The organism is Telluria sp. AC161, assembly GCF_979258535.1.
Window position 1 is genome coordinate 358,439 of the sequence record NZ_OZ409861.1, and the last position, 20,856, is coordinate 379,294.

16 protein-coding genes are annotated in these 20,856 nt (G+C 64.7%); 7 read left to right on the plus strand and 9 right to left on the minus strand.

The genetic code is table 11. The annotated features are described in order from the left end of the window. Position 1 precedes the first annotated feature (1 nt). The gene (locus ACZ0AJ_RS01620) at positions 2-607 is read left to right on the plus strand and encodes a 4'-phosphopantetheinyl transferase family protein (protein ID WP_499453540.1); all 606 of its coding nucleotides are present in this window, start codon (positions 2-4) and stop codon (positions 605-607) included. A 93-nt stretch (positions 608-700) separates the two neighbouring features. On the opposite strand, the gene ACZ0AJ_RS01625 is transcribed toward ACZ0AJ_RS01620, so the two are convergent. The 9 genes from ACZ0AJ_RS01625 to uraH form a co-directional block, all read right to left on the minus strand. Further along, positions 701-1,186, minus strand: coding sequence for a hypothetical protein (locus ACZ0AJ_RS01625; RefSeq protein WP_499453542.1), 486 nt, complete (start codon positions 1,184-1,186; stop codon positions 701-703). A 223-nt stretch (positions 1,187-1,409) separates the two neighbouring features. Next, a complete protein-coding gene (locus ACZ0AJ_RS01630) occupies positions 1,410-2,453 on the minus strand; it encodes a S41 family peptidase (protein ID WP_499453544.1) in 1,044 nt (347 codons plus the stop codon). 152 nt (positions 2,454-2,605) lie between these two features. Further along, positions 2,606-3,838, minus strand: coding sequence for a type II secretion system F family protein (locus ACZ0AJ_RS01635; protein WP_258836492.1), 1,233 nt, complete (start codon positions 3,836-3,838; stop codon positions 2,606-2,608). A 20-nt stretch (positions 3,839-3,858) separates the two neighbouring features. After that, complete coding sequence (pilB, locus tag ACZ0AJ_RS01640; protein WP_499453547.1) at positions 3,859-5,583, minus strand: type IV-A pilus assembly ATPase PilB; 1,725 nt, start codon at positions 5,581-5,583, stop codon at positions 3,859-3,861. A gap of 301 nt (positions 5,584-5,884) precedes the next feature. Then, entirely contained in the window at positions 5,885-7,453 is a 1,569-nt protein-coding gene (locus tag ACZ0AJ_RS01645) for a methyl-accepting chemotaxis protein (RefSeq protein ID WP_499453549.1), read from the minus strand. Positions 7,454-7,519: 66 nt separating this feature from the next. Beyond that, positions 7,520-7,921, minus strand: a complete 402-nt coding sequence (locus ACZ0AJ_RS01650; protein ID WP_499453551.1) for a type 2 periplasmic-binding domain-containing protein — start codon at positions 7,919-7,921, stop codon at positions 7,520-7,522. 9 nt (positions 7,922-7,930) lie between these two features. Beyond that, a complete protein-coding gene (locus tag ACZ0AJ_RS01655) occupies positions 7,931-9,169 on the minus strand; it encodes a porin (RefSeq protein ID WP_499453553.1) in 1,239 nt (412 codons plus the stop codon). Between the two features lie 213 nt (positions 9,170-9,382). Next, a complete protein-coding gene (locus ACZ0AJ_RS01660; protein WP_499453555.1) occupies positions 9,383-11,134 on the minus strand; it encodes a DUF4153 domain-containing protein in 1,752 nt (583 codons plus the stop codon). Between the two features lies 1 nt (position 11,135). Next, positions 11,136-11,489, minus strand: coding sequence for a hydroxyisourate hydrolase (gene uraH / locus ACZ0AJ_RS01665; protein ID WP_499453557.1), 354 nt, complete (start codon positions 11,487-11,489; stop codon positions 11,136-11,138). A gap of 105 nt (positions 11,490-11,594) precedes the next feature. Between uraH and puuE the strand changes: the two genes are divergently transcribed. The 6 genes from puuE (at position 11,595) to ACZ0AJ_RS01695 (ending at position 20,503) form a co-directional block, all read left to right on the plus strand. Then, positions 11,595-12,542, plus strand: a complete 948-nt coding sequence (gene puuE, locus ACZ0AJ_RS01670; RefSeq protein WP_499453559.1) for an allantoinase PuuE — start codon at positions 11,595-11,597, stop codon at positions 12,540-12,542. Positions 12,543-12,661: 119 nt separating this feature from the next. Beyond that, positions 12,662-14,131, plus strand: a complete 1,470-nt coding sequence (gene xdhA / locus ACZ0AJ_RS01675) for a xanthine dehydrogenase small subunit (protein ID WP_499453561.1) — start codon at positions 12,662-12,664, stop codon at positions 14,129-14,131. Between the two features lie 10 nt (positions 14,132-14,141). Continuing rightward, the gene (xdhB, locus tag ACZ0AJ_RS01680) at positions 14,142-16,475 is read left to right on the plus strand and encodes a xanthine dehydrogenase molybdopterin binding subunit (RefSeq protein ID WP_499453563.1); all 2,334 of its coding nucleotides are present in this window, start codon (positions 14,142-14,144) and stop codon (positions 16,473-16,475) included. A 2-nt stretch (positions 16,476-16,477) separates the two neighbouring features. Further along, positions 16,478-17,482, plus strand: a complete 1,005-nt coding sequence (gene xdhC, locus ACZ0AJ_RS01685) for a xanthine dehydrogenase accessory protein XdhC (RefSeq protein WP_499456703.1) — start codon at positions 16,478-16,480, stop codon at positions 17,480-17,482. Then, positions 17,482-18,786, plus strand: a complete 1,305-nt coding sequence (guaD, locus tag ACZ0AJ_RS01690) for a guanine deaminase (RefSeq protein WP_499453565.1) — start codon at positions 17,482-17,484, stop codon at positions 18,784-18,786. Before xdhC ends, guaD begins: the two co-directional genes overlap by 1 nt. 223 nt (positions 18,787-19,009) lie before the next feature. Next, the gene (locus ACZ0AJ_RS01695) at positions 19,010-20,503 is read left to right on the plus strand and encodes an adenosine deaminase (RefSeq protein ID WP_499453567.1); all 1,494 of its coding nucleotides are present in this window, start codon (positions 19,010-19,012) and stop codon (positions 20,501-20,503) included. Positions 20,504-20,856: the final 353 nt, after the last annotated feature.

Genomic DNA, 20,856 nt, shown 5'->3' on the forward strand with positions numbered 1-20,856 from the left:
CATGGTGATGCCGCTGGCCATTTGCTGGGCAGGCGAGGCCGGCGGTTCCCCGCTTGCTGTGCCACCTGGCCTGGCGTTACTGGGCGTACGCGGGCAGTCAGACCGTGAAACGGCCCGGCTGCGCGTTCGTGCTGTCCTGACAACGGCGCTGGCCGCGCATGTCAGCATCGATGCCGGCCGAATCGCACTGCATTCGCCGCAGGGTGTAGCGCCCTGGGCGGTGGTGGCGCTGGATGCGGGGGATCAGCGGGTTGCGCTGTCGATCAGCCATGACGGCGACATTTCGGTCGCGGCGTATTGCTTGAGCGGTGCAGTCGGCATCGACGTGATGTCCATCGTGCCGGTACCAGACTGGCAATCCGTGGCGCGTGATTACCTGGGGCAGGACGCAGCCCGTAAGCTGGCAGCCCGGCCCGAGGACGAGCGGGATGCCGCGTTTGCGCATGCCTGGAGCGAACACGAGGCCCGCCTGAAATGCCTCGGCTTACAATTGGCCGAGTGGTGCGACGAACGCGCTGTCGCGCTGCAGGCTTGCCGCTGCTTTCCGCTGGCGCTGCCGGAAGGCTATGTAGGTTATGTCGCGCTGTCGGCAATGCCATTTGTTTGATCGCGATATGCCGAGAACTTGCCGACCTCGCCTTACCTGACCCCGTCGCTGTCACCCGGTTGCGTGTCACCACGAACAGCAACCTTTACTGCTCTATAACGGGAAACTGGAAAGCAAAGTACACAACTCCTGAGTTAAAGTCCCGGCCTCGCCAACTACGTTCTCGAGTTCATCCAAGTTGTACTCTTTTGAGACTAAAGTTTTGGAAGTTGCTCTGCTTGACACAACGACGACGATGCTGCGAATCATGTCAAAGCCGACTCTGCCATGCACTAAGGTATTTCGATGCTCGCGCAATGCATGGCTGCGCTTTACCCAAGCCAGGTAAAAAGGCAATCCATCGTTGGTACACCGACGTTGAGCATCTACTTCTAGAAGTTCCAACTTCTGAGAAAAACTAAAGCCTTTAATTTTCTTTGAGCGTTCATCGAAAGTGTTCCCTTCATCTACCCACGCAAGGCATAAATCTAACGCCGTCTCAAGCCGCGAATACTCAAACAACAACCGACCCAAAAGCGCTTCTACAGTCGCGCGCAGCTCATTTCGTGCTTCGCGCAATTGTGTTCCTGTGCATTCCACGCCGTTTCTCCTTCGATTCACCAACACCTGCACTTCTCCTGCTTCGTTGCGCGAATCGGAGATACACCGACTTCACGTCCGTCCTAGTGCTTTAGAGCTGCTGTTGGCAGAATCCGGCCGATCAGCCCAGCATGGCAATTTACCGCGCTGGAAAAATCACACACCTGCTCGACCGGCAGCTGCAGACCCGAATCGAACAACCAACGGCTTTGTTCGATAGCTTTTACTTGTGCTCGGTGGGACGACAACTGGCCGAGTTTGCCGCTACCCATTCAGCAGCCTTGGCAACCCGATCAACTGAACTGTCTCCCGGGTGAATCTGGCGCATCGGTTCGATCCCTCCACGAATCACCGGCCCGTCTCCAATGGCATATCGCGACTGCGTCAACACCAGGGTCGAGCCATCCGGCAAAGGATACGTCGCGTTGGCAGTCGTCATCCCTGACGAGGTGCTGCCGAAGGTCTGCACTCTGGACTCGCCCAGCAGAGCAATCAACAACATTTCCCCCGCACTCGACGTGCGTTTGTCGGTGACGACCGCCAGCGGTCCCTTGTCGAAGCGGCTCAACGGATTGGCACGGCCTTCACCCGTCCTCTGGCGCATTTCTTCCAGGCCGGCACGAGTCATCAGCGCCGTGCGCTTGCCGTCCCGGTCGACCCACATCGCGTTGTTGGCACCGCTGAACAACGGCGACATTGCCACCAGGGGCGGCCAGGCATTCCCACCGGTCTGCTCGCTCAGGTCGATCACCAGGGCGCAGGCGTCGGCGATGTCGGGCGTTGTCCCGGCCTCGTCATGAAAGCGTGTCAGGTAGGGGCCAAGTGCCGTCGTGGTGCTATTGACGACAGGCGGCGGTGTCCAGCGCAGCACTTTGCCTTTGCTTGTTTGCAGCACCTGGAAGGTGGCCGGTGGAAGATCGCCTGAGGCTGATTGCGTGCGCTGTACGGTCACTTCATGGCGTGCAGGGATCAGGAAGCTATGCCCGTTCGTGTCGAGGGTCGCCAGCAGACCGGTGATGCGTGTGTACAACTCTGTCCGGTCGATGTCCGACGGCTGACCCTCGAGTATGGCCAGTAGTGCCATCCTGGCCCGGTCATATTCGGCCTGCTGGCGTGGGTACAGGCCACGGTTTTCGACAAGCGCGACCGTCTTGCTGGCGACGTCACGTGCCAATGAAACAGACATGGTTTGGGCAGGCGCTTGTGCACCAACGGCAGGCGTTAAAAACATCGCAGCCAAAACCGCGACGCCAAATGCTCGATGCATATTGAGATCCGCTTCCAGATGAGAGGAGGATCAAAAGTTTGGCACGTTCAACGCGGGAAAGATGCGCACATTTTCACGAGTCTGAAAGGCTGCTCCTGCCTGAGCTCCACGGCGCGTTCACCGCAATGTTTTCCGAAAACTGCAGACATCGCTTACACCACCGAACCCAGCTTGAAGATCGGCAAATACATGGCAACCACCAGCCCGCCGATCAGCACACCAAGAATCACCATAATCAACGGCTCCATCAGCGACGACAGCGCCGCGACAGCCTCGTCGACTTCCTCCTCGAAGAAGTCCGCGACCTTGCCCAGCATGGCGTCGAGCGAGCCGGATTCTTCGCCGATCTGCACCATCTGGATCACCAGGTTCGGGAACACGTCGGCATTCTGCATCGACGCCGTCAGGCTGGTACCGGTGCTGACCTCGTTCTGGATCTTGCGCGTCGCTTCCAGGTAGACGGCATTGCCGGATGCGCCGCCGACCGAGTCGAGCGCTTCCACCAGCGGCACGCCGGCGGCGAACATGGTGGCCAGCGTGCGGGTCCAGCGCGCGATGGTGGCCTTGCGGATCACGGGGCCGAAGATCGGCAGGCGTAGCAGCAGGCGGTCCATCGCCTGCTGCATCTTGAGCGAGCGGCGCCAGGCCTGGAAGAAGAAGTAGCCGGTGGCGAACATCGAGCCAAAGATCAGGTACCACCAGGTGACGAAGAAGTCCGAGATCGCCATCACCACCAGCGTGGGCGTGGGCAGGTCGGCGCCAAAGCTTTCGAACACCTGCTTGAAGGCCGGCACCACCCAGATCATGATCACGGCGGTGACGATGAAGGCGATGGCCAAAATGGCGATCGGGTAGGTCAGCGCCGATTTGATCTTGCCCTTGAGCGCGAGCGTTTTTTCCTTGTAGATCGCCAGGCGCGTGAGCAGGTCTTCCAGAATACCGGCCTGTTCGCCGGCCCCGACCAGATTGCAGAACAGTGGATCGAAGTACAGCGGGAACTTGCGGAACGCGCGGTTCAGGCTCGTGCCGGTTTCGACGTCGTTGCGCAGGTCCTGGATCAGCTTGGCCATCGACGGGTTGCCGTGGCCCTTGCCGACGATGTCGAACGATTGCAGCAGCGGCACGCCGGCCTTCATCATGGTCGCGAGCTGGCGCGTGAACATGGTCAGGTCCTTGTCGGTGATCTTCTTGCCGCTGCGGTAGACCTTCTTCTTGACCTTGGTGACCATGATGCCCTGGCGGCGCAGGGTCACGTTGACGATGGCTTCGCCGCCGGCGCGCACTTCGCCGCGCACGGTGCGCCCGGTCTTGTCCTTGCCTTCCCACGCGTACACGTTCTCCTTGACCTGTGCGCCGCGGCTCTTGGGGGATAGGGAGGTTGCCATGGGGGTTCCTGTTCAGGGTCTTATTCGTTGGTGCAGCCGAGGACTTCTTCGACGCTGGTCAGGCCTTGCTTGACTTTCATGAGGCCCGAGCGGCGCAGCGAGTTCACGCCTTCCTTCTCGGCCTGGGCCGCGATTTCCATCGCGTTGCCGTTGCCCAGGATCAGCGCCTCGATCGCGGGCGAGATCGGCATGATCTGGTAGATGCCGACCCGGCCCTTGTAGCCCGAGCCCAGGCAGCGGTCGCAGCCGACCGGGCCGTACGGCTTCCACGAGTCGTCGATGTCGGTCTCGCGGTAACCTGCGGCGAGCAGCGCTTCGTGGCTTGTCTCGAGCGGCTGCTTGCAGCTGCACAGGCGGCGCGCGAGGCGCTGGGCCGTAATCAGGATGACCGACGAGGCGATGTTGAACGGCGCCACGCCCATGTTCATCAGGCGCGTCAGGGTCGACGGCGCATCGTTCGTGTGCAGCGTCGAGAACACCATGTGGCCCGTCTGCGCGGCCTTGATCGCGATGTCGGCCGTTTCCAGGTCGCGGATCTCGCCGACCATGATGATGTCGGGATCCTGGCGCAGGAAGGACTTCAGGGCGACAGGGAAGGTCAGGCCGGCTTTTTCATTGACGTTGACCTGGTTCACGCCGGGCAGGTTGATCTCGGCCGGGTCTTCCGCGGTCGAGATATTGATGCCCGGTTTGTTGAGCAGGTTCAGGCAGCTGTACAGCGAGACGGTCTTGCCGGAGCCGGTCGGGCCGGTCACCAGCACCATGCCGTAAGGGCGGGCGATGGCGTCGAGCAGCAGCGCTTTCTGGTCCGGATCGTAACCGAGCGCATCAATGCCCATCTGGGCCTGGGTCGCATCCAGAATACGCATGACGGTCTTTTCGCCGAACAGCGTGGGCAGCGTGCTGACGCGAAAATCGATCGTGCGCGTGGCCGACATGATCAGGCGCATGCGGCCATCTTGCGGCACGCGCTTTTCGGCGATGTCCAGGCGCGCCAGCACCTTGATGCGAGAGACCAGCTTTTCGCGGATCGCCAGTGGCGGCGACGCGTGGTCGCGCAGCACGCCGTCCACGCGCAGGCGGATGCGGTAAAACTTTTCGAAGGGCTCGAAGTGAATGTCCGATGCACCCATCGTCACCGCGTCGATCAGGATCTTGTTCAGGAAGCGCACGATCGGCGCATCCTCGACATCGTTGGCTGCCTCGGGCGGCGCGGCTTCCTTGTCGTCGTCGGCGAACTCGATCGCCGCTTCTTCGCCGGCCAGGTCGCTCAGGTCCTGCTCGGCGCCCTTGGCGATGGCTGCCAGCAGGGCCAGCAGGGCGTCGTGTGGCACGATCACCGGTTCGACCGTGGCCTCGCTCTGAAACTTGATCTGGTCCAGCGCCTGGCTGTTGGTGGGGTCGGACAGCGCAACCGACAGCTTGTTGCCGCGCTTGGCCAGCGCGATCACGCGCTGGGCCTGCATCAGCTTGGCATCGATGGCGCTGGCGGGCAGCACGCCCACCGAAAAGGCCGACAGGTCGAGCAGCGGATAGCCAAAGGTCTCGGCGCAAAACGCGGCCAGCGCGCGCGCCTCGATGGCGCCGCTGGCCAGCAGGGCATCGATGAACGCGATCTTTTCCTGCGCGGCTTTCTTGTGCAGCATGTCCGCCTGCACGGCGCTCAGGCGGTTGGCCTGGACGAGCGCGCGCGCAAGGCCCGACAACGGTGTGCCGGTGGTCGGATGAGGGAGGACTGCTGCCATATGAGCCGGGTGTGGGTACCTCAGGAAAGTGACCAGGACGCCAGAGTCACCGGCGGATCAAGGGATGATGCCTATGGGCATTAATTTTGTAAAGGATTTGGTGTGACGTGCAGCAAGACGGGCATGTGGACAATCTGGCATGGCATGCCGGATCGTCCACATGGCGCTGCGCGCATCGTGTGCGCTACAGAGTGAGCGGCCTTGGCGGCGATGAAACACTCTTGGTAAAGCTATTACGGTTGTGGTCGCCTTGCAAAGCTGGGTTTTCGCAACACTTCAGCCCGCTAATATTGCATGGGTTCTAGTGCGTGAGCGCCAGGCGCGTGCTCGATGTCGTGCCAGTCACGCCGGGCGTATGCGCGAGCTTGAACACGGCCAGCGCATCGGTCAGGTGGCCGGTCTGGCCCGTCAGCGATTCGGCGGCGGCGGCCGCTTCCTCGACCAGCGCTGCATTTTGCTGCGTCATCGCGTCGATGCTGCCGATCGCCAGGCCAATGTCTTCGATGCCCGCATTCTGGCGCGTACCCGCATCGCGGATCTCGAGCATGATGGTTTGCACCTTGCCCACGGCCTCGACAATCTGCGCCATCGTCACGCCGGCCTGGTCCACCAGCGCGCTGCCGGCGCCGACCTTGGCGACCGAGTCGCCGATCAATTCCTTGATCTCCTTGGCAGCTGCTGCCGAGCGATGCGCCAGCGTGCGCACTTCGCTGGCCACCACGGCAAAGCCGCGGCCCTGCTCGCCGGCGCGGGCAGCTTCGACGGCTGCATTCAGGGCCAGGATATTGGTCTGGAACGCGATGCCGTCGATGGTCGCGATGATGTCGACGATCTTTTTCGACGAGGCGCTGATGTCGCCCATCGTCGTGACCACGCCGCCGACGACGTCGCCGCCACGTGATGCGATTTCGTTGGCCGTGACCACCAGCGCACTGGCTTCGCTCGCGTTGGCGGCGTTCTGGCGCACTTCGCCCGTCAGCTCGGCCATCGCGCGCGTGGTGCGGTCGACGTTCGATGCCTGCGATTCGGTGCGGCTGGCCAGGTCGGCGTTGCCGCTGGCGATCTCGCTGCTGGCGCTGGCGATGGCGTCGGCCGAGGCCTTGATGTCGCCCACCAGCGTCGACAGGCGGGTGCGCATTTCCTTCAGCGCGGCCAGCAGGCTGCTGCTGTCGCCCGCGTCGGTGTGAATCTCCATCGACAGGTCGCCGGCGGCCACCGCCTGCGCGATCGTGCGCGCATAGGCGGGCTCGCCGCCCAGCTGCTGCCAGATGGTGCGAACCATGAACCACGAGATGGCTACCAGCACCGCGATCACGATCAGGGCTGACAGCACCATTGCGATCACGGTCTGGCGCACGCTGTTCTGGCTGGCTTCGATGCCGGCCGCGAACTGGCGCTGGGCCAGATCGGCCGTCTTGGCCAGGTCGGCATTCAGCAGCGCCAGCGCTTTCTGCATGGCGCCGACGGTGGCCTGCGGGTCGCCTTGCTCCATCTCGAGCATGATGCGGGCCGACGACAGTGCCGGCGTGTAGTAAGCGGTGAATTCGGTATTCAGGCGTGCGCTCGTGGCTTGCTGGCCGGGGATCTTGGCGAGCTGGTCGAGTGCGGTGCGCACCTTGGCGGCCTGGTTGTTGGCCTGGTCGACGAGCGCCTTGTCGTTCTCGGTGACGGCATCGGTCAGCATCACGGTGACGGCGCCGATGTCGAGCGACAGGACCTTGATCGCGTCCATCAGCGGATAGTCCACCGACTCGGTGGTGGTGATCGACTTCAGGGCGCCGTTCGCGATGGTCGCGCTGATGCCGGCCCCCAGGCCGAAGATGATGGCGGAAATGATGGGCAGTGCCCAGATCCTGCGCTTGATGCTCATGCTTGTCTCCAGATACAACGCCCGCCACGCGGCGCAGAGCCGGTGGCGGGCGTGGTTAGTGCTTGCTTATGGGGTGAGGACGACCTTGACGCTCGCATCGACGGCGCTCTTGTCGATGTAGCCGATGGCCTTCGGGTTGGCGGCGACGGCGGCCTTGACGCCGGCACTGTCGGCGACTTCCTTCGGCATCGTGGCCTTCCCGGTAAACACCAGCTTGGACCACAGGGCCTTGGCCTGGGCCGCATCCTTGTCCGCGACCTTCTTGTAGAACTCGGCGCGTACCGGGGCGTTGTCGGGCTGGTCGATCGGCGTCATCGACGTCGATTTACCGAGGAAGAACTGGGCGACCTGGTCCTTGGTCAGTGCGCTTTCGGCGGCTTTCGGATTGACGACGACAACCACTTCGGCCAGAGAGGGGAGCGAAGCAAAAGTGGTGCTCAGGCAGGCGGCGATGAGGATTTTTTTCATGGTCGCTCCTTAGAACACGAAGTCGAGGGCGACGGCGCCGACGGTCACAGGACCGGAGAAGCCTGGCTTGACATTGATGAACAGGCCGCTGCCGGTTGGCTTGATGCGGTCGATCTGCACCTTCAGCGCGGCCGACTTGTAGAAGTCCCAGCGCACGCCAATGGTGTCGGTGGTCTGCTCGCCCTGGCCAACGCCCGAGACGGCAATGCGGCTCACGCCGGCGCGCAGCGCCTGCAGGGTCGGGGTGCAGGCAGCCGGGAAGCCGGCGGGGCAGGCGGTCGGCACGGTGTTGTTGATGGTGCTGTCGATCTTCAGTTCCGAGCGCGTGTAGTACGGCAGGAACTTGCCGATGCGGTAGCCGCCCATCACGTACCACGACGTGGTGTCGTTGATGTAGGTCTCGGTCTTGCGCTTGGCAAATTCGCTTTGCAGCACGAAGTTGTTCCAGTCAGCGGTCAGGCCGATCGAATTGAACGTGCCCTTGTCGCCCTTGGCTTCCACTTCGCTTGCCAGCGCGGTCAGCTGGGGCAGGCGATAGCCGGCGCCGGCAGCGCGCAGCGAGCCGACCAGCGTATTGAGCGATGGCAGGTCGTCCAGCGTGACCTTGGTGCGGGCGTGGCCCACGCGCAGCGTGAACGGGCCGTTTTCGGCCACCACGTTCAGCGCCAGGATGTCCTTGCCGCGCACGTGGAAGCTCGTCACCGGCGCCTTGGTGCTGCCGGCTGCGAACTGCGTGGTCAGGCTGGTGTTGCCGAACTCGTGGCGCCAGGTGATGTCGGCGCCATCGACGCTGTTGAACGGCACTTGCGAATACACTTCCGACGGCGGGCGCAGCATCGTGTTGGCATACCCGACGTTGCGGTAGTCCGAGATCATGAAGATCGGCAGGCCGACGCGGCCCACGCGCACGCTCAGTTCATCCGAGATGCGGAACTTGGCGAAGGCCCAGCTCAGTTCGGCGCCATAACCTTCTTCGGCGTCCTTGCGCACCAGGCCCTGCGCGGTCAGCGACAGCCAGTCGTTGACGGTGTAGTCGGCTTGCAGGCCGAGGTTCGAATCGATACCGGTGCGGAAGTCGCCTGCGCTGCCACTGGCCTGGTTCGGACGGGCAAATTCAGCGCGGTCTTCATCCGCATAGGTGGCGGCAGCGGTGCCGAAGCCGCTGATTTTGACGGCGGTCTCCTGTGCCTGTGCGACTGACGCGCACAGAGGCAGCGCCAGCAGGCTGGCGATCATTGTTTTTTTCATAATAGGGGTGTGCTGAAACGTAGGCTGCTGGGAACGACGGTGCTGACAAGGGCAGCAGGCAGGAGCACCGGTACATACTGGAATTTATTCTATCCACCCGGCAATATTGACAGCAACAGTTTTATGACACGTGGAGAGTATTCGAGACAATTCGCGATGTTGTGTGGCCTAACTGACACAGTAAGCGGTCAGCTTGGATAACATGATGACAAGTTACTCAACTTGTCTGGCTGCTGCCACATCGCATTCCAGTTGGGTCTGGGCATTCTGTAGCGGAATGCGGCGTCCGTCGATCGCCAGGTCCGCCAGCGCCTGCGGTGCGGCGCGCAGCCGACCGGCACGCATGGCATCGAGCAGGGGTGTGCAATCGCCAAGCAGCAGTGGCAGACTGGCAGCCATTTCCCAGGCACCGCGTGCGTCCTGGCGCAGCACGACGCCGACTTCGCCATCGGCGCCAATGACCATCACCTCGGGCCTGGCGTCGCCGCCCAGATCCAGTATGAACGCGTCGCATGGGCTGGTCTGGCCGCGCATGCACGTTGGCAGGTGCGCCGCGTCCGGCGTGCGCCGCCAATCGGTCTGCACGAAACCGGCAGGGAGCGTGGCGCCCGCTGGCCACACGTGCAGCTGGTCGGCAAGTGGCCTCACGCCGGTGTCGAGGTCGGGCTGGTGCAGGCGCGTCAGTTCGGTCCGCAGCCAGGCGGCGTCCGGGCCGGTCGTGCTGCTCTCCAGCCGGGCCAGTGCGGCGCGGCCATAGCGCGCGCCGTGATCCCATAGATACGCCACGTCCAGTTGCCGTAACGTGATCTGGCCGGCACCCAGGCGCGCCAGCTGGCTGGCCACGGCGATGCGTCCAGGGTCGAGCAGCGGCGAGAGCAGCAGTGCCAGCACGCCGATCACCGTAAACGCGGCGGCGATGTTCACGCCCGCCAGCGTCGGCAGCCAGCCCCGCCGCAGGGCCGCCGCCGCATACCCACCGGCATAGCACGCTGCCACCAGCAGGCAGGCAGCGGCGATCACGCGATCAAGCGACCAGCCGTGATCGAGCACGCGCAGCGCGAGGGCGTAGGCGGCGAGCAGCGTCAGCGGCGCCAGCAGCAGGCTCGCCACACGCGCCGAGACAGCGATGACACGCGCCGGGCGCTCGCTGCCATCTTGCCAGGCGGCATTGATCAGCACCACGAAGCTTGCCGCCGCTGACAGCAGCATCCCGGCGGCGCTGCGCGTGGCCCATAGCGGCTCAAGTCCGGTAAATGGCAGGCTGGCCAGGAAGCCGCCCACCAGCAGCGTGAGCACCGGCAGGGTCCACGACAACAGCACGTGCACCAGGTTGCGGATGCCGCGCACGATGGCCGGCTTGACGTCGGTCAGGTGCATTGCGCAGGCAAAGGCGAACGCCGTGACGGGAATGGAAAACCAGGCCTTGCGCATGGCCTGGCTCAGGAAGTCGAGCCGGATCAGGTCGAACAGCGATGCGCCCAGTTGCAGCACGAGCCAGGTCGCGCCAACGAACAGGGCGCTGAAGGCGAGCTGCAGGCCAAGGGTCCAGGCCACGTCGAAATACGTGGCATACGCTGCGATGCGCCGATGCTCGCGCGCGCCGGCGAGCACCAGCGCGTGGGCAATGAAGCAAGCGGCCGCCAGGCACACCGTCAAGGGGCCGGACGGGGTCGGTCGCAGTACGTCGACGCCACCCAGCCGGCGCCAGATGTCGTGGATGGCCAGCAGCGTGATTGCCAGGGCCGCGGCGCTCACCCAGCCTGCCAGCGTCCGGCGCGGCACATGTCCGAGCGCGCTGATCAGGATCACCGGCAACAGCACGCCCAGCATCACCAGCGGCGCGAACAGCAGGGGCGTGGTCGCGGGCCAAAGCTTGTCCTGCAGGGCCGTGTAGAGCAGGTACAGCAACACGCCCTGGATCAGGCCGATCCCGATGCGTGCGGGGCCAAGCCGGTGCGGCGCCAACTTAACTGCCCCGGTAGGTCGAGTACGACCAGGGCGTCATCACCAGTGGCACGTGGTAATTCTGGTCCGTGGCCGCGATGCCGAAGCCCAGCGTGATGCGGTCCAGAAAGCGCGGGGTGGACAAGGCCACGCCGCGCGCCGCGTAGTAGTCGCCCGCATGAAACACCAGCTCGTACTGGCCGGGCTGCATTGTTGCTGCCTCGAGTAGTGGCGTGGCGCAGCGGCCGTCGCCGTTCGTCACATCGGCCTTGAGCAGCGTGCGGCCCGCCGCGCCGATCGTGTACAGCTCGACGGTGATGCCGGCGCCGGGACAGCCGTGCGCGGTGTCGAGTACGTGGGTGGTGAGTTTGCCCATCCGGTCTCCCATATGTGGTGGATGCGTTGCGGTATGCGTCGCATCTTATACCGCTGTTTGCCCAGCGCTATATGATCAGGCTTATATCATTCTTCGGAGTGCCTCATGTCCACGACCTATCCACGCGACCTGGCCGGCTACGGCCGCACGCCGCCTCATCCAGAGTGGCCGGGCGCGGCGCGCATCGCGCTGCAGTTCGTGCTCAACTACGAAGAAGGCGCCGAGAACAATGTGCTGCATGGCGATGCGGCGTCCGAAACGTTCCTGTCCGAGATCGTCGGCGCCAGTGCCTTCCCGGCGCGCCACATGAGCATGGAGTCGCTCTACGAATACGGCTCGCGCGCCGGCCTGTGGCGCCTGCTGCGCCTGTTCGAGGAGCGCAAGCTGCCGTTGACCGTGTTCGGCGTGGCGCAGGCGCTGGCGCGCCATCCCGAGGCCGTGGCCGCGTTCCAGGAGCTGGGCCATGAGATCGCCTGCCATGGCCTGCGCTGGATCTCGTACCAGAACGTCGACGAAGCCACCGAGCGCGCGCACCTGCGCGAAGCCGTGGCGATTTTCCGCGACCTGACCGGGGCGCCGCCGCAGGGCTGGTACACGGGGCGCGACTCGCCCAACACGCGCCGCCTCGTGGTCGAGCATGGCGGCTTTGCCTACGACGCCGACCATTACGGCGACGACCTGCCGTTCTGGCAACACGTCGAGGCTGCCGGGCCGGATGGGGCGATGCGCCGCACGCCGCACCTGGTGGTGCCGTACACGCTCGACACCAACGACATGCGCTTTACCTCGGCCGGTGGCTTCAATTCGGGCACGCAGTTCTTCGATTACCTGAAGGATGCGTTCGACGTGTTGTACGCGGAGGGCGACCCGGATGGCCTGAACCAGCCCAAGATGCTGTCAATCGGCCTGCATTGCCGCCTGGCCGGTCGCCCGGGCCGCACGGCGGCGCTGGCACGCTTTCTCGATTATGTGGGCCGGCACGACAAGGTCTGGGTCACGCGGCGCATCGATATCGCCAATCATTGGAAAATGGTGCATCCTTGCCCCATGTGATGGCGTTGCATTATATGTTTCGTGATATGAGCAATATCATCCATTGATTATGGGTTGGTGGACCGTGAATGGTAGCCTTCCGCCCTTGGCGTCCAGTAATCCACTCACCAAAGACAGGCATGTCAGAACCGATCCGATTCCTCTACCAGGGCCAGGTGCGCGAACTGCGCGACGTGAAGCCCACGCAAACCATCCTGCAGCACCTGCGGGAGGACTTGCGCTGCACCGGCACCAAGGAAGGCTGCGCCGAGGGCGATTGCGGCGCCTGCACCGTCGTGATCGGTTCGCTGGAGGATGGCGAACTGGCGCTGCGCGCGGTGAACGCCTGCATCCAGTTCACCCCGACGCTCGACGGCAAGGCGCTGTTCACGGTGGAAGACCTGGCGCAGCCCGATGGCGCGCCCCATCCCGTGCAGCAGGCGCTGGTCGAATGCCACGGCTCGCAATGCGGCTTTTGCACGCCGGGATTCGCGATGTCGCTGTTCGGCATGTACCTGAAGCAGGAAGGCCGCGCGCCATCGCGCTGCCAGATCAACGATGCGCTGTCGGGTAACCTGTGCCGCTGCACCGGCTACCGCCCGATCATCGATGCTGCGCGCCGCATGGTCGAGCTGCCGCCCGTTGCCTTCGACCGCGCTGCGCTGGCCGAGCGCCTGCGCACGCTGCAACGCAGCCACGGCTTCACGTACGCCGCGCATGGCCAGCACTTCCATGTGCCGAGCACCGTGGCCGAGCTGGCGGCGCTGCGCGCTGACTATCCGGCTGCCGTGCTGCTGGCCGGCTCGACCGACGTCGGGCTGTGGGTCACCAAGCACCTGCGCGAACTGGGCGACGTGATCTATCTCGGCCAGGTCGCCGAGCTCAAAACGATGCACGAACAGGACGGCATGCTGGAGATCGGCGCCGGCGTCTCGCTGCAGGACGCCTATGGGGCGCTGGCGGCGCGCTATCCCGCTGAGCTCACGGAACTCTGGCAGCGTTTCGCGTCGCTGCCGATCCGCCATGCCGGCACGCTGGGCGGCAACGTGGCCAACGGCTCGCCGATCGGCGACTCGATGCCGTGGATGATCGCACTGGGCAGCCAGGTGGTCCTGGCCAGCAGCGCCGGTACGCGCGTGCTGGCGCTGGACGACTTTTACCTGGGCTACCAGAAGAAGGATTTGCAGCCCGGTGAATTCGTCCAGGCCGTACGTGTGCCGCTGCCGCAATCGCGTCCCGGCCTGCGTTTTCGCACCTATAAACTGGCCAAGCGCTTCGACCAGGACATCTCGGCCGTGTGCGCCGCGTTTGCCATCGTGCTCGACGGCGAGACGATCGTCGACGCCCGCATCGCGTTTGGCGGCATGGCCGCAACGCCACAGCGCGCCGTGCAGGCCGAAGCCGCGCTGCTCGGCCAGCCGTGGAGCGAAGACGTCTTGACGGGCGCGATGGCGGCGCTGGGCCGCGATTATGCGCCGCTGTCGGATGCCAGGGCTTCGAGCAGCTACCGGATGCGCACGGCGCAGAACCTGCTGCGCCGCTTCTGGCTCGAGACGCGCCTGCACGACCCGCTGCCCGCGCAGGCAGTCAATGCCTTTGCCGGCGCCTGAGGAGACGATCATGAACGACGGCGGCATCAAGAACCTGGACGTCTGGGCCGAAGTGGGCCGCGCGCGCAAGCACGAGTCGAGCGAGCTGCACGTGCGCGGCGGCGCGACCTTCACCGACGATATCGCCGAGCTGGCCGGCACGCTGCATGCGGCGCTGGGTTTGTCGACCCGTGCGCATGCGCACATCGCCGCCATCGACCTGGCGCCGGTCCGCGCCAGCACTGGCGTGGTCGCCGTGCTGACCGTCGCCGATATCCCGGGACTGAACGATTGCGGCCCGATCATCCACGACGATCCGATCCTGGCCGATGGTCTCGTGCAGTACGTGGGCCAGCCGATTTTCATCGTCGTCGCCGACAGCCACGACAACGCACGCCGTGCGGCGCGCCTGGCGCAGGTGACCTACGAGGACCTGCCGGCGATCCTGACCCCGCAGGCAGCGCGCGCCGCGCAATCGTATGTGCTGCCGCCCATGCGCCTGACGCGCGGCGACGCCGAAGCCGCGTTTGCACGCGCACCGCACACGGTTAAGGGCCAGCTGTACGTGGGTGGGCAGGAGCAGTTCTATCTCGAAGGCCAGATCGCGTATGCGATTCCCGGCGAAGACCGCGGCATGCACGTGTACTCGTCGACCCAGCACCCAAGCGAGATGCAGCACGTGATCGCCCATGCGCTCGGCCTGCATTCGCACCACGTCACGGTCGAGTGCCGCCGCATGGGCGGCGGCTTTGGCGGCAAGGAATCGCAGTCGGCGCTGTGGGCCGCGGCGGCCGCCATCGCCGCCGTGCGTACGGGCCGCCCCGTCAAGCTGCGCGCCGACCGCGACGACGACATGCTCGTTACCGGCAAGCGTCACTGCTTCCATTACGAGTACGAAGTCGGCTACGACGACGCGGGCCGCATCCTGGCCGCGCGGGTCGACATGGTCACGCGCGCCGGCTACTCGGCCGATTTGTCCGGCCCCGTGGCCACCCGCGCCGTCTGCCACTTCGACAATGCGTATTACCTGTCCGACGTCGACATTCGCGCTGCCTGCGGCAAGACCAACACGCAATCGAACACCGCGTTTCGCGGCTTCGGCGGTCCGCAGGGCGCGATTGCCATCGAATACGTGTTGGATGAGATCGCGCGCAACCTGGGCCGCGACGCGCTCGATATTCGGCGCCTGAATTTCTACGGCGCGCAGGAGCGCAACGTCACGCCCTATGGCCAGACCATCGTAGACAATGTCATCCCCGAACTGGTGGCCGAACTCGAAGCGGGCAGCGACTACCGCGCGCGCCGCGCGGCCGTGGACGACTACAACCGCACCAGCCCCGTGCTCAAGAAGGGGCTGGCGCTCACGCCGCTCAAGTTCGGCATCGCGTTCAATGTCACGCACCTGAACCAGGCTGGCGCGCTGGTGCACGTCTACGTGGACGGCTCCATCCTCGTCAACCACGGCGGCACCGAGATGGGGCAGGGCATCAACACCAAGGTGATGCAGGTCGTCGCGCACGAGCTGGGCGTCGAACTGGGGCGCGTGCGCGCCACCGCGACCAACACCAGCAAGGTCTCGAACACGTCGGCCACCGCCGCCTCGACCGGCGCGGACCTGAACGGCAAGGCCGCGCAGGATGCGGCCGGCAAGATCCGCGCGCGCCTCGCGCAATTCGCGGCGCAGCAGTACGGGGGCGCGGCCAGCGAGGTGCGTTTCGCGGCCGGCACCGTGTTCGTCGCGGGCCTGGCGCTGCCGTTCGAGGAGCTCGTCGCCAAGGCTTACCTGGCGCGCGTGCAGCTGTGGTCCGATGGCTTCTATGCCACGCCCGGCCTGCACTGGGACCCGAAGACGATGACGGGCCGCCCGTTTTCGTACTTTGCCTACGGCGCGGCGGTGTCCGAAGTGGTGGTCGACACGCTCACCGGCGAATGGAAGCTGCTGCGCGTCGATGCGCTGTACGACGCCGGCCGCTCGCTCAATCCCGCGATCGACATCGGCCAGGTCGAAGGTGCGTTCATCCAGGGCATGGGATGGCTGACCACGGAAGAACTGTGGTGGAACCCGGCCGGCAAGCTGATGACCCATGCGCCGTCGACCTACAAGATTCCTGCGGTCTCGGACTGCCCGGAGGATTTCCGCATCGCGTTGTTCGACAATGCCAACGTCGAAGACAGCATCCACCGCTCCAAGGCGGTGGGCGAGCCGCCGCTGCTGCTGCCGTTCTCGGTTTTCTTCGCAATCCGCGACGCCATCTCGAGCGTGGGCGGGCACCGGGTCAATCCACCACTGAATGCTCCCGCGACGAGCGAAGCGATTCTGGATGCGATCGCGTTCGTCGAGGGCGCCGCCGGCGCGCGCGCGTGACGATGGACTGGTTGCGCGCCCGGGGCGATGTGCCGTCCGTGCTGGTCACGGTGGCGGCCGTAAAGGGTTCGGCGCCGCGCGAGCCGGGTGCGAAGATGCTGGTGCGCGCGCACGACTTTGACGACACCATCGGCGGCGGCCATCTCGAGCACCGCGCGCTGGAGATTGCGCGCACGATGCTGGGGCTTGGCGAAGCGCGCCGCTTCGAACGCTTTGCGCTGGGCCCGAGCCTGGGCCAGTGCTGCGGCGGCGTCGCCTGGCTCGCGTTCGAGCGCGTCGATGCCGCGCAGCTTGCCCTGCTGCGGGCCCGCCGCAACGTCGACACCTGGCGCCTCGTTGCTCTGGACGGCGCGTGCGAGTGGGCCTTGTTCGACGACGCGGCGCCCCTCGCGGGTACGGCGGACGCGCCGGCATTTGAACGCGCACTTGAAGCCCGTGTGCTGGACGGCGAGGGCGGTCGCCGCTGGCTGCTCGACCCTGTCCTGGCGCCGCGCGCGCACCTGATGCTGTTCGGCGCCGGCCACGTGGGCGCCGCCATCGTGCGCGCGCTGGCCGAGCTGCCATGCCGCGTGACGTGGGTCGACGAACGCGACGCCATGTTCCCGGCGTTGATTCCCCCGAATGTGACGATCGAGGCGACCGATACGCCCGAGGCGCTGGTAGCACACGCCGCCCCTGGCACGAGCTTTCTCGTCATGACCCACAGCCACGCGCTCGACCTGCGCCTGTGCCACGCGATCCTGGCGCGCCCCGCGCATCCGGCCACGCCCGACTGGTTCGGCCTGATTGGTTCAAGCACCAAACGCAGCCAGTTCGAAGCGCGCCTGCGCGAGCGCGGCATCGACGATGCGCGCCTGGCCAATATGGTCTGCCCGATCGGCCTGCCCGATATTGCCGGCAAGGCCCCGGCCGTGATCGCCGCATCGAGTGTGGCGCAATTGCTGGCCGTGTGGGAAGCTGCAGGCCACACTGCATATCACCCAGAACTTCAAACGGAATTTTCGTAATGCCCACTGCATCACCCAATGTGCAGGCCTATCGCGCCAGCCTGCTGCACTTTCGCGCCGATCCGGCGTTCGACGACGGCGCCGCGCTGTTGTACGAAGACGGCCTGCTGATCGTCGAGGACGGCCGTATCCAGGCCGCCGGCGACTACGCCGCGCTCGCGCCTACGCTGCCTGCGGGCCTCGAACCCGTTGACTACCGCGGCAAGCTGATCGTCCCCGGCTTCATCGACACGCACCTGCATTACCCGCAGACCGACATGATCGCCTCGCCGGCGCCTGGCCTGCTGCCGTGGCTCGAGACCTATACCTTCCCGACCGAGCGCCGCTACGAAGATCACGCAGATGGCCGCACCACGGCCGACTTCTTCCTCGACGAGCTGCTGCGCTGCGGGACCACCACGGCGATGGTCTACTGCACCGTGCACCCGCAATCGGTCGATGCATTCTTTGCCGCAAGCGAAGCGCGCAACCTGCGCATGGTGGCCGGCAAGGTGCTGATGGACCGCAACTGCCCAGACTTTTTGCGTGATCTCGAAGGCGAGCTTGGCGAGAGCGAAGCGCTGATCAAGCACTGGCACAAGCGCGGCCGCGCGCTGTACGCGATCACGCCGCGCTTTGCGCCAACATCGACCGAAGCCCAGCTGCGCCTGACGGGCGAACTGGCGGCGGCGTACCCGGACACCTTCATCCAGACCCACGTGGCCGAGAACCGCGACGAGTGCACCTGGGTCGGCGAGCTGTTTCCGCAGGCGCGCAGCTATCTCGACGTGTACGACAGCTATGGCCTGATGCGCCCGCGCGCGATGTTCGGCCACTGCATCTGGCTCGACAACGAAGACATGGCACGCATGGCGGCTACCGGTTCGGCTGCCGCCGTGTGCCCCACGTCGAACCTGTTCCTGGGCAGCGGCCTGTTCGACTTCGAACGCGCCGACAAGGCCGGCATGCTGCTGTCGCTGGGCACGGACGTGGGCGCCGGCACCTCGTTCTCGCTGCTGCAGACGATGAACGAAGCGTACAAGGTCGCGCGCATGAAGGGCAGCTACCTGACGGCGCTGCGGATGTTCTACCTCGCCACGCTGGGCGCCGCGCGCGCGATGGGGCTGGCCGACACGATCGGCAGCTTCGCGCCCGGCCTCGAAGCCGACTTCGTGGTGCTGGACCGCGAAGCGACGCCGCTGATGGCGCGCCGCACGGGCCACAGCCACTCGCTCGAGGAGCTGCTGTTCGCGCTGGCGCTGCTGGGGGATGACCGTACGGTGGCCGCGACGTATTCGTATGGTCGCCGGGTGCACGAACGTTAATTTGCCGAGGCCACGTAGGGTGGACGGCTGCGCCGTCCACGCGTTGATCGTTGGCGGCGCCGTTCTCGTGCCGGATGATCTGGCTGCCAACCATCACCGCGTGGACGGCGCAGCCGTCCACCCTACGTACAAAAGTCACGGCGGCGGTCCAAGCTGCAATATTGCCAACCCCGCACGAAGGCGTTAGAGTCTGACGCTTGCCATCCACCCTGAAAGTATCACCATGCACAAGTATTTGCCCGGCAGTGCGCTGCTGGCGCTGGCCGTCGTCGCTTCGCCCGTCCTGGCCCGTGCGCCATCGGTCACCGCCAACGAAGCGGCCACCGCGCGCCACTACGCCAGCCTGATCGAGGGCAGCACGCCGCGCCTGTCCGAGCTGACGATGTTCTTCACGCAGATGCCCAAGGGTGGCGATTTGCACCACCATTATTCGGGCGCGATCTATGCCGAGACCTATGTCGATTTCGTCGACAAGCAGGGTTTCTGCATCGACAAGAACACCTACCGCATCGAGACCGACAAGGCGACCATCGCCGCGCAGCGCGCCAAACCGGCCGCTGAACGCGCCTGCCTGTCGGGCGCGCAAGTCAACGCCGACGAAAACACCTGGCGCGAGCTGGTCAAGCGCTGGTCGAACAAGGATTTCAGCAACCACGTCGCCATCCAGCCGGCGCCGGACCGCCTGTTCTTCGGCACCTTCGGCTACTTTGGCCCGGTGGCCAACGACAATCTGCGCGAAGGCCTGCAGGAGATCAAGGCGCGCGCCATCGCCGAGAATGTCGGCTACATCGAAACGATGTTCCTGCTTTCGCCGTTCGTGGCCAACGCCGCCTTCGACACGAGCACCCGCGCCAGTGTGAACGACGACGCGGCGCTGGGCGCCCAGTTACGCGCCGAGCTGGCAGCACTGGACGCCAACGCGGCCTACAACACGTCGATCGACAGCTTCGTCGCGCAGATCAATGCTGCATCGGAAGGGATTGACGACGAGCGCTTCACGATGCGTTATCAGAACTACACGCTGCGCCTTTTGGCACCGTCGCAGGTGTTCTCGGCGATGGTGTCGAGCTTCAAGGCCGCCGTCAAGGGCGGGCGCATCGTCGGCGTCAACATCGTCGGCCAGGAAAGCCTGCACGTGTCGATGCGCGACTACCTGCTGCACATGAAGATGTTCCGCTTCCTGAAGACGGTGTACCCGGACGTGAAAGTCGCGATGCATGCGGGCGAGCTGGCGCTGGGCGAGGTGCCGCCGGAAGGCCTGAAGTTCCACATCGACAGCGCCCTTGGCATTGCCGGCGCCGACCGCATCGGCCATGGCCTGGACTTGGCGCATGAAGCCAATGCACCGGCCATCATCAAGACGATGCGCGAGAAGGATATTCCGGTCGAGATCAACCTGACCTCGAACGCGTTCATCAGCGGCGTGGCCGGCGCGGATCATCCGATCCACCTGTACCGCAAGTATGGCGTGCCGTACGTGATTTCGACCGACGATGCCGGCGTGACCCGCCACACGCTGTCCCACGAGTACGTGCAATTTGCCAGCCAGTTCAAGCCGTCTTACGCGGAAATCAAGAAAGCGTCGTACAACAGCATCCGCTACGCCTTCCTGCCTGTGGCAGAAAAGCAACGCTTAACAAAACAGCTCGATGGGCGCTACGCCCGATTCGAGGCGCAGGTCGCCGCCATGGCGACCCAGGCAGCGCGCGTGAAATAAAGTGTGTCACCCTCGATCCGGCGCTCGCCGGATCGCCTGCCTGTCATAAACAACCTTCGACTTTTCGGCACTAAGTTAACCGGGAAGAAAGGTTTGTCGTCTTCTCGCTACACAATTCTGTGTTGCACCGCTGGTTCTACTGATTTTTCACCGAAAAAATTTCGCCGTGGAATGCCACGCATATAATTCCGCCATGTCATAAAGCGCGCCAAATGACACGATTTCTGTCGCGTAACGACAACGCCGGCGGGATGATTTATACGGAAAAGCTCTGAATAGCCAAGCCAAATTGAATTTGTCGGGCTGAAAACGCTGATGCATATTGGCGCAATTCTGGTGTAAATCAAACCACA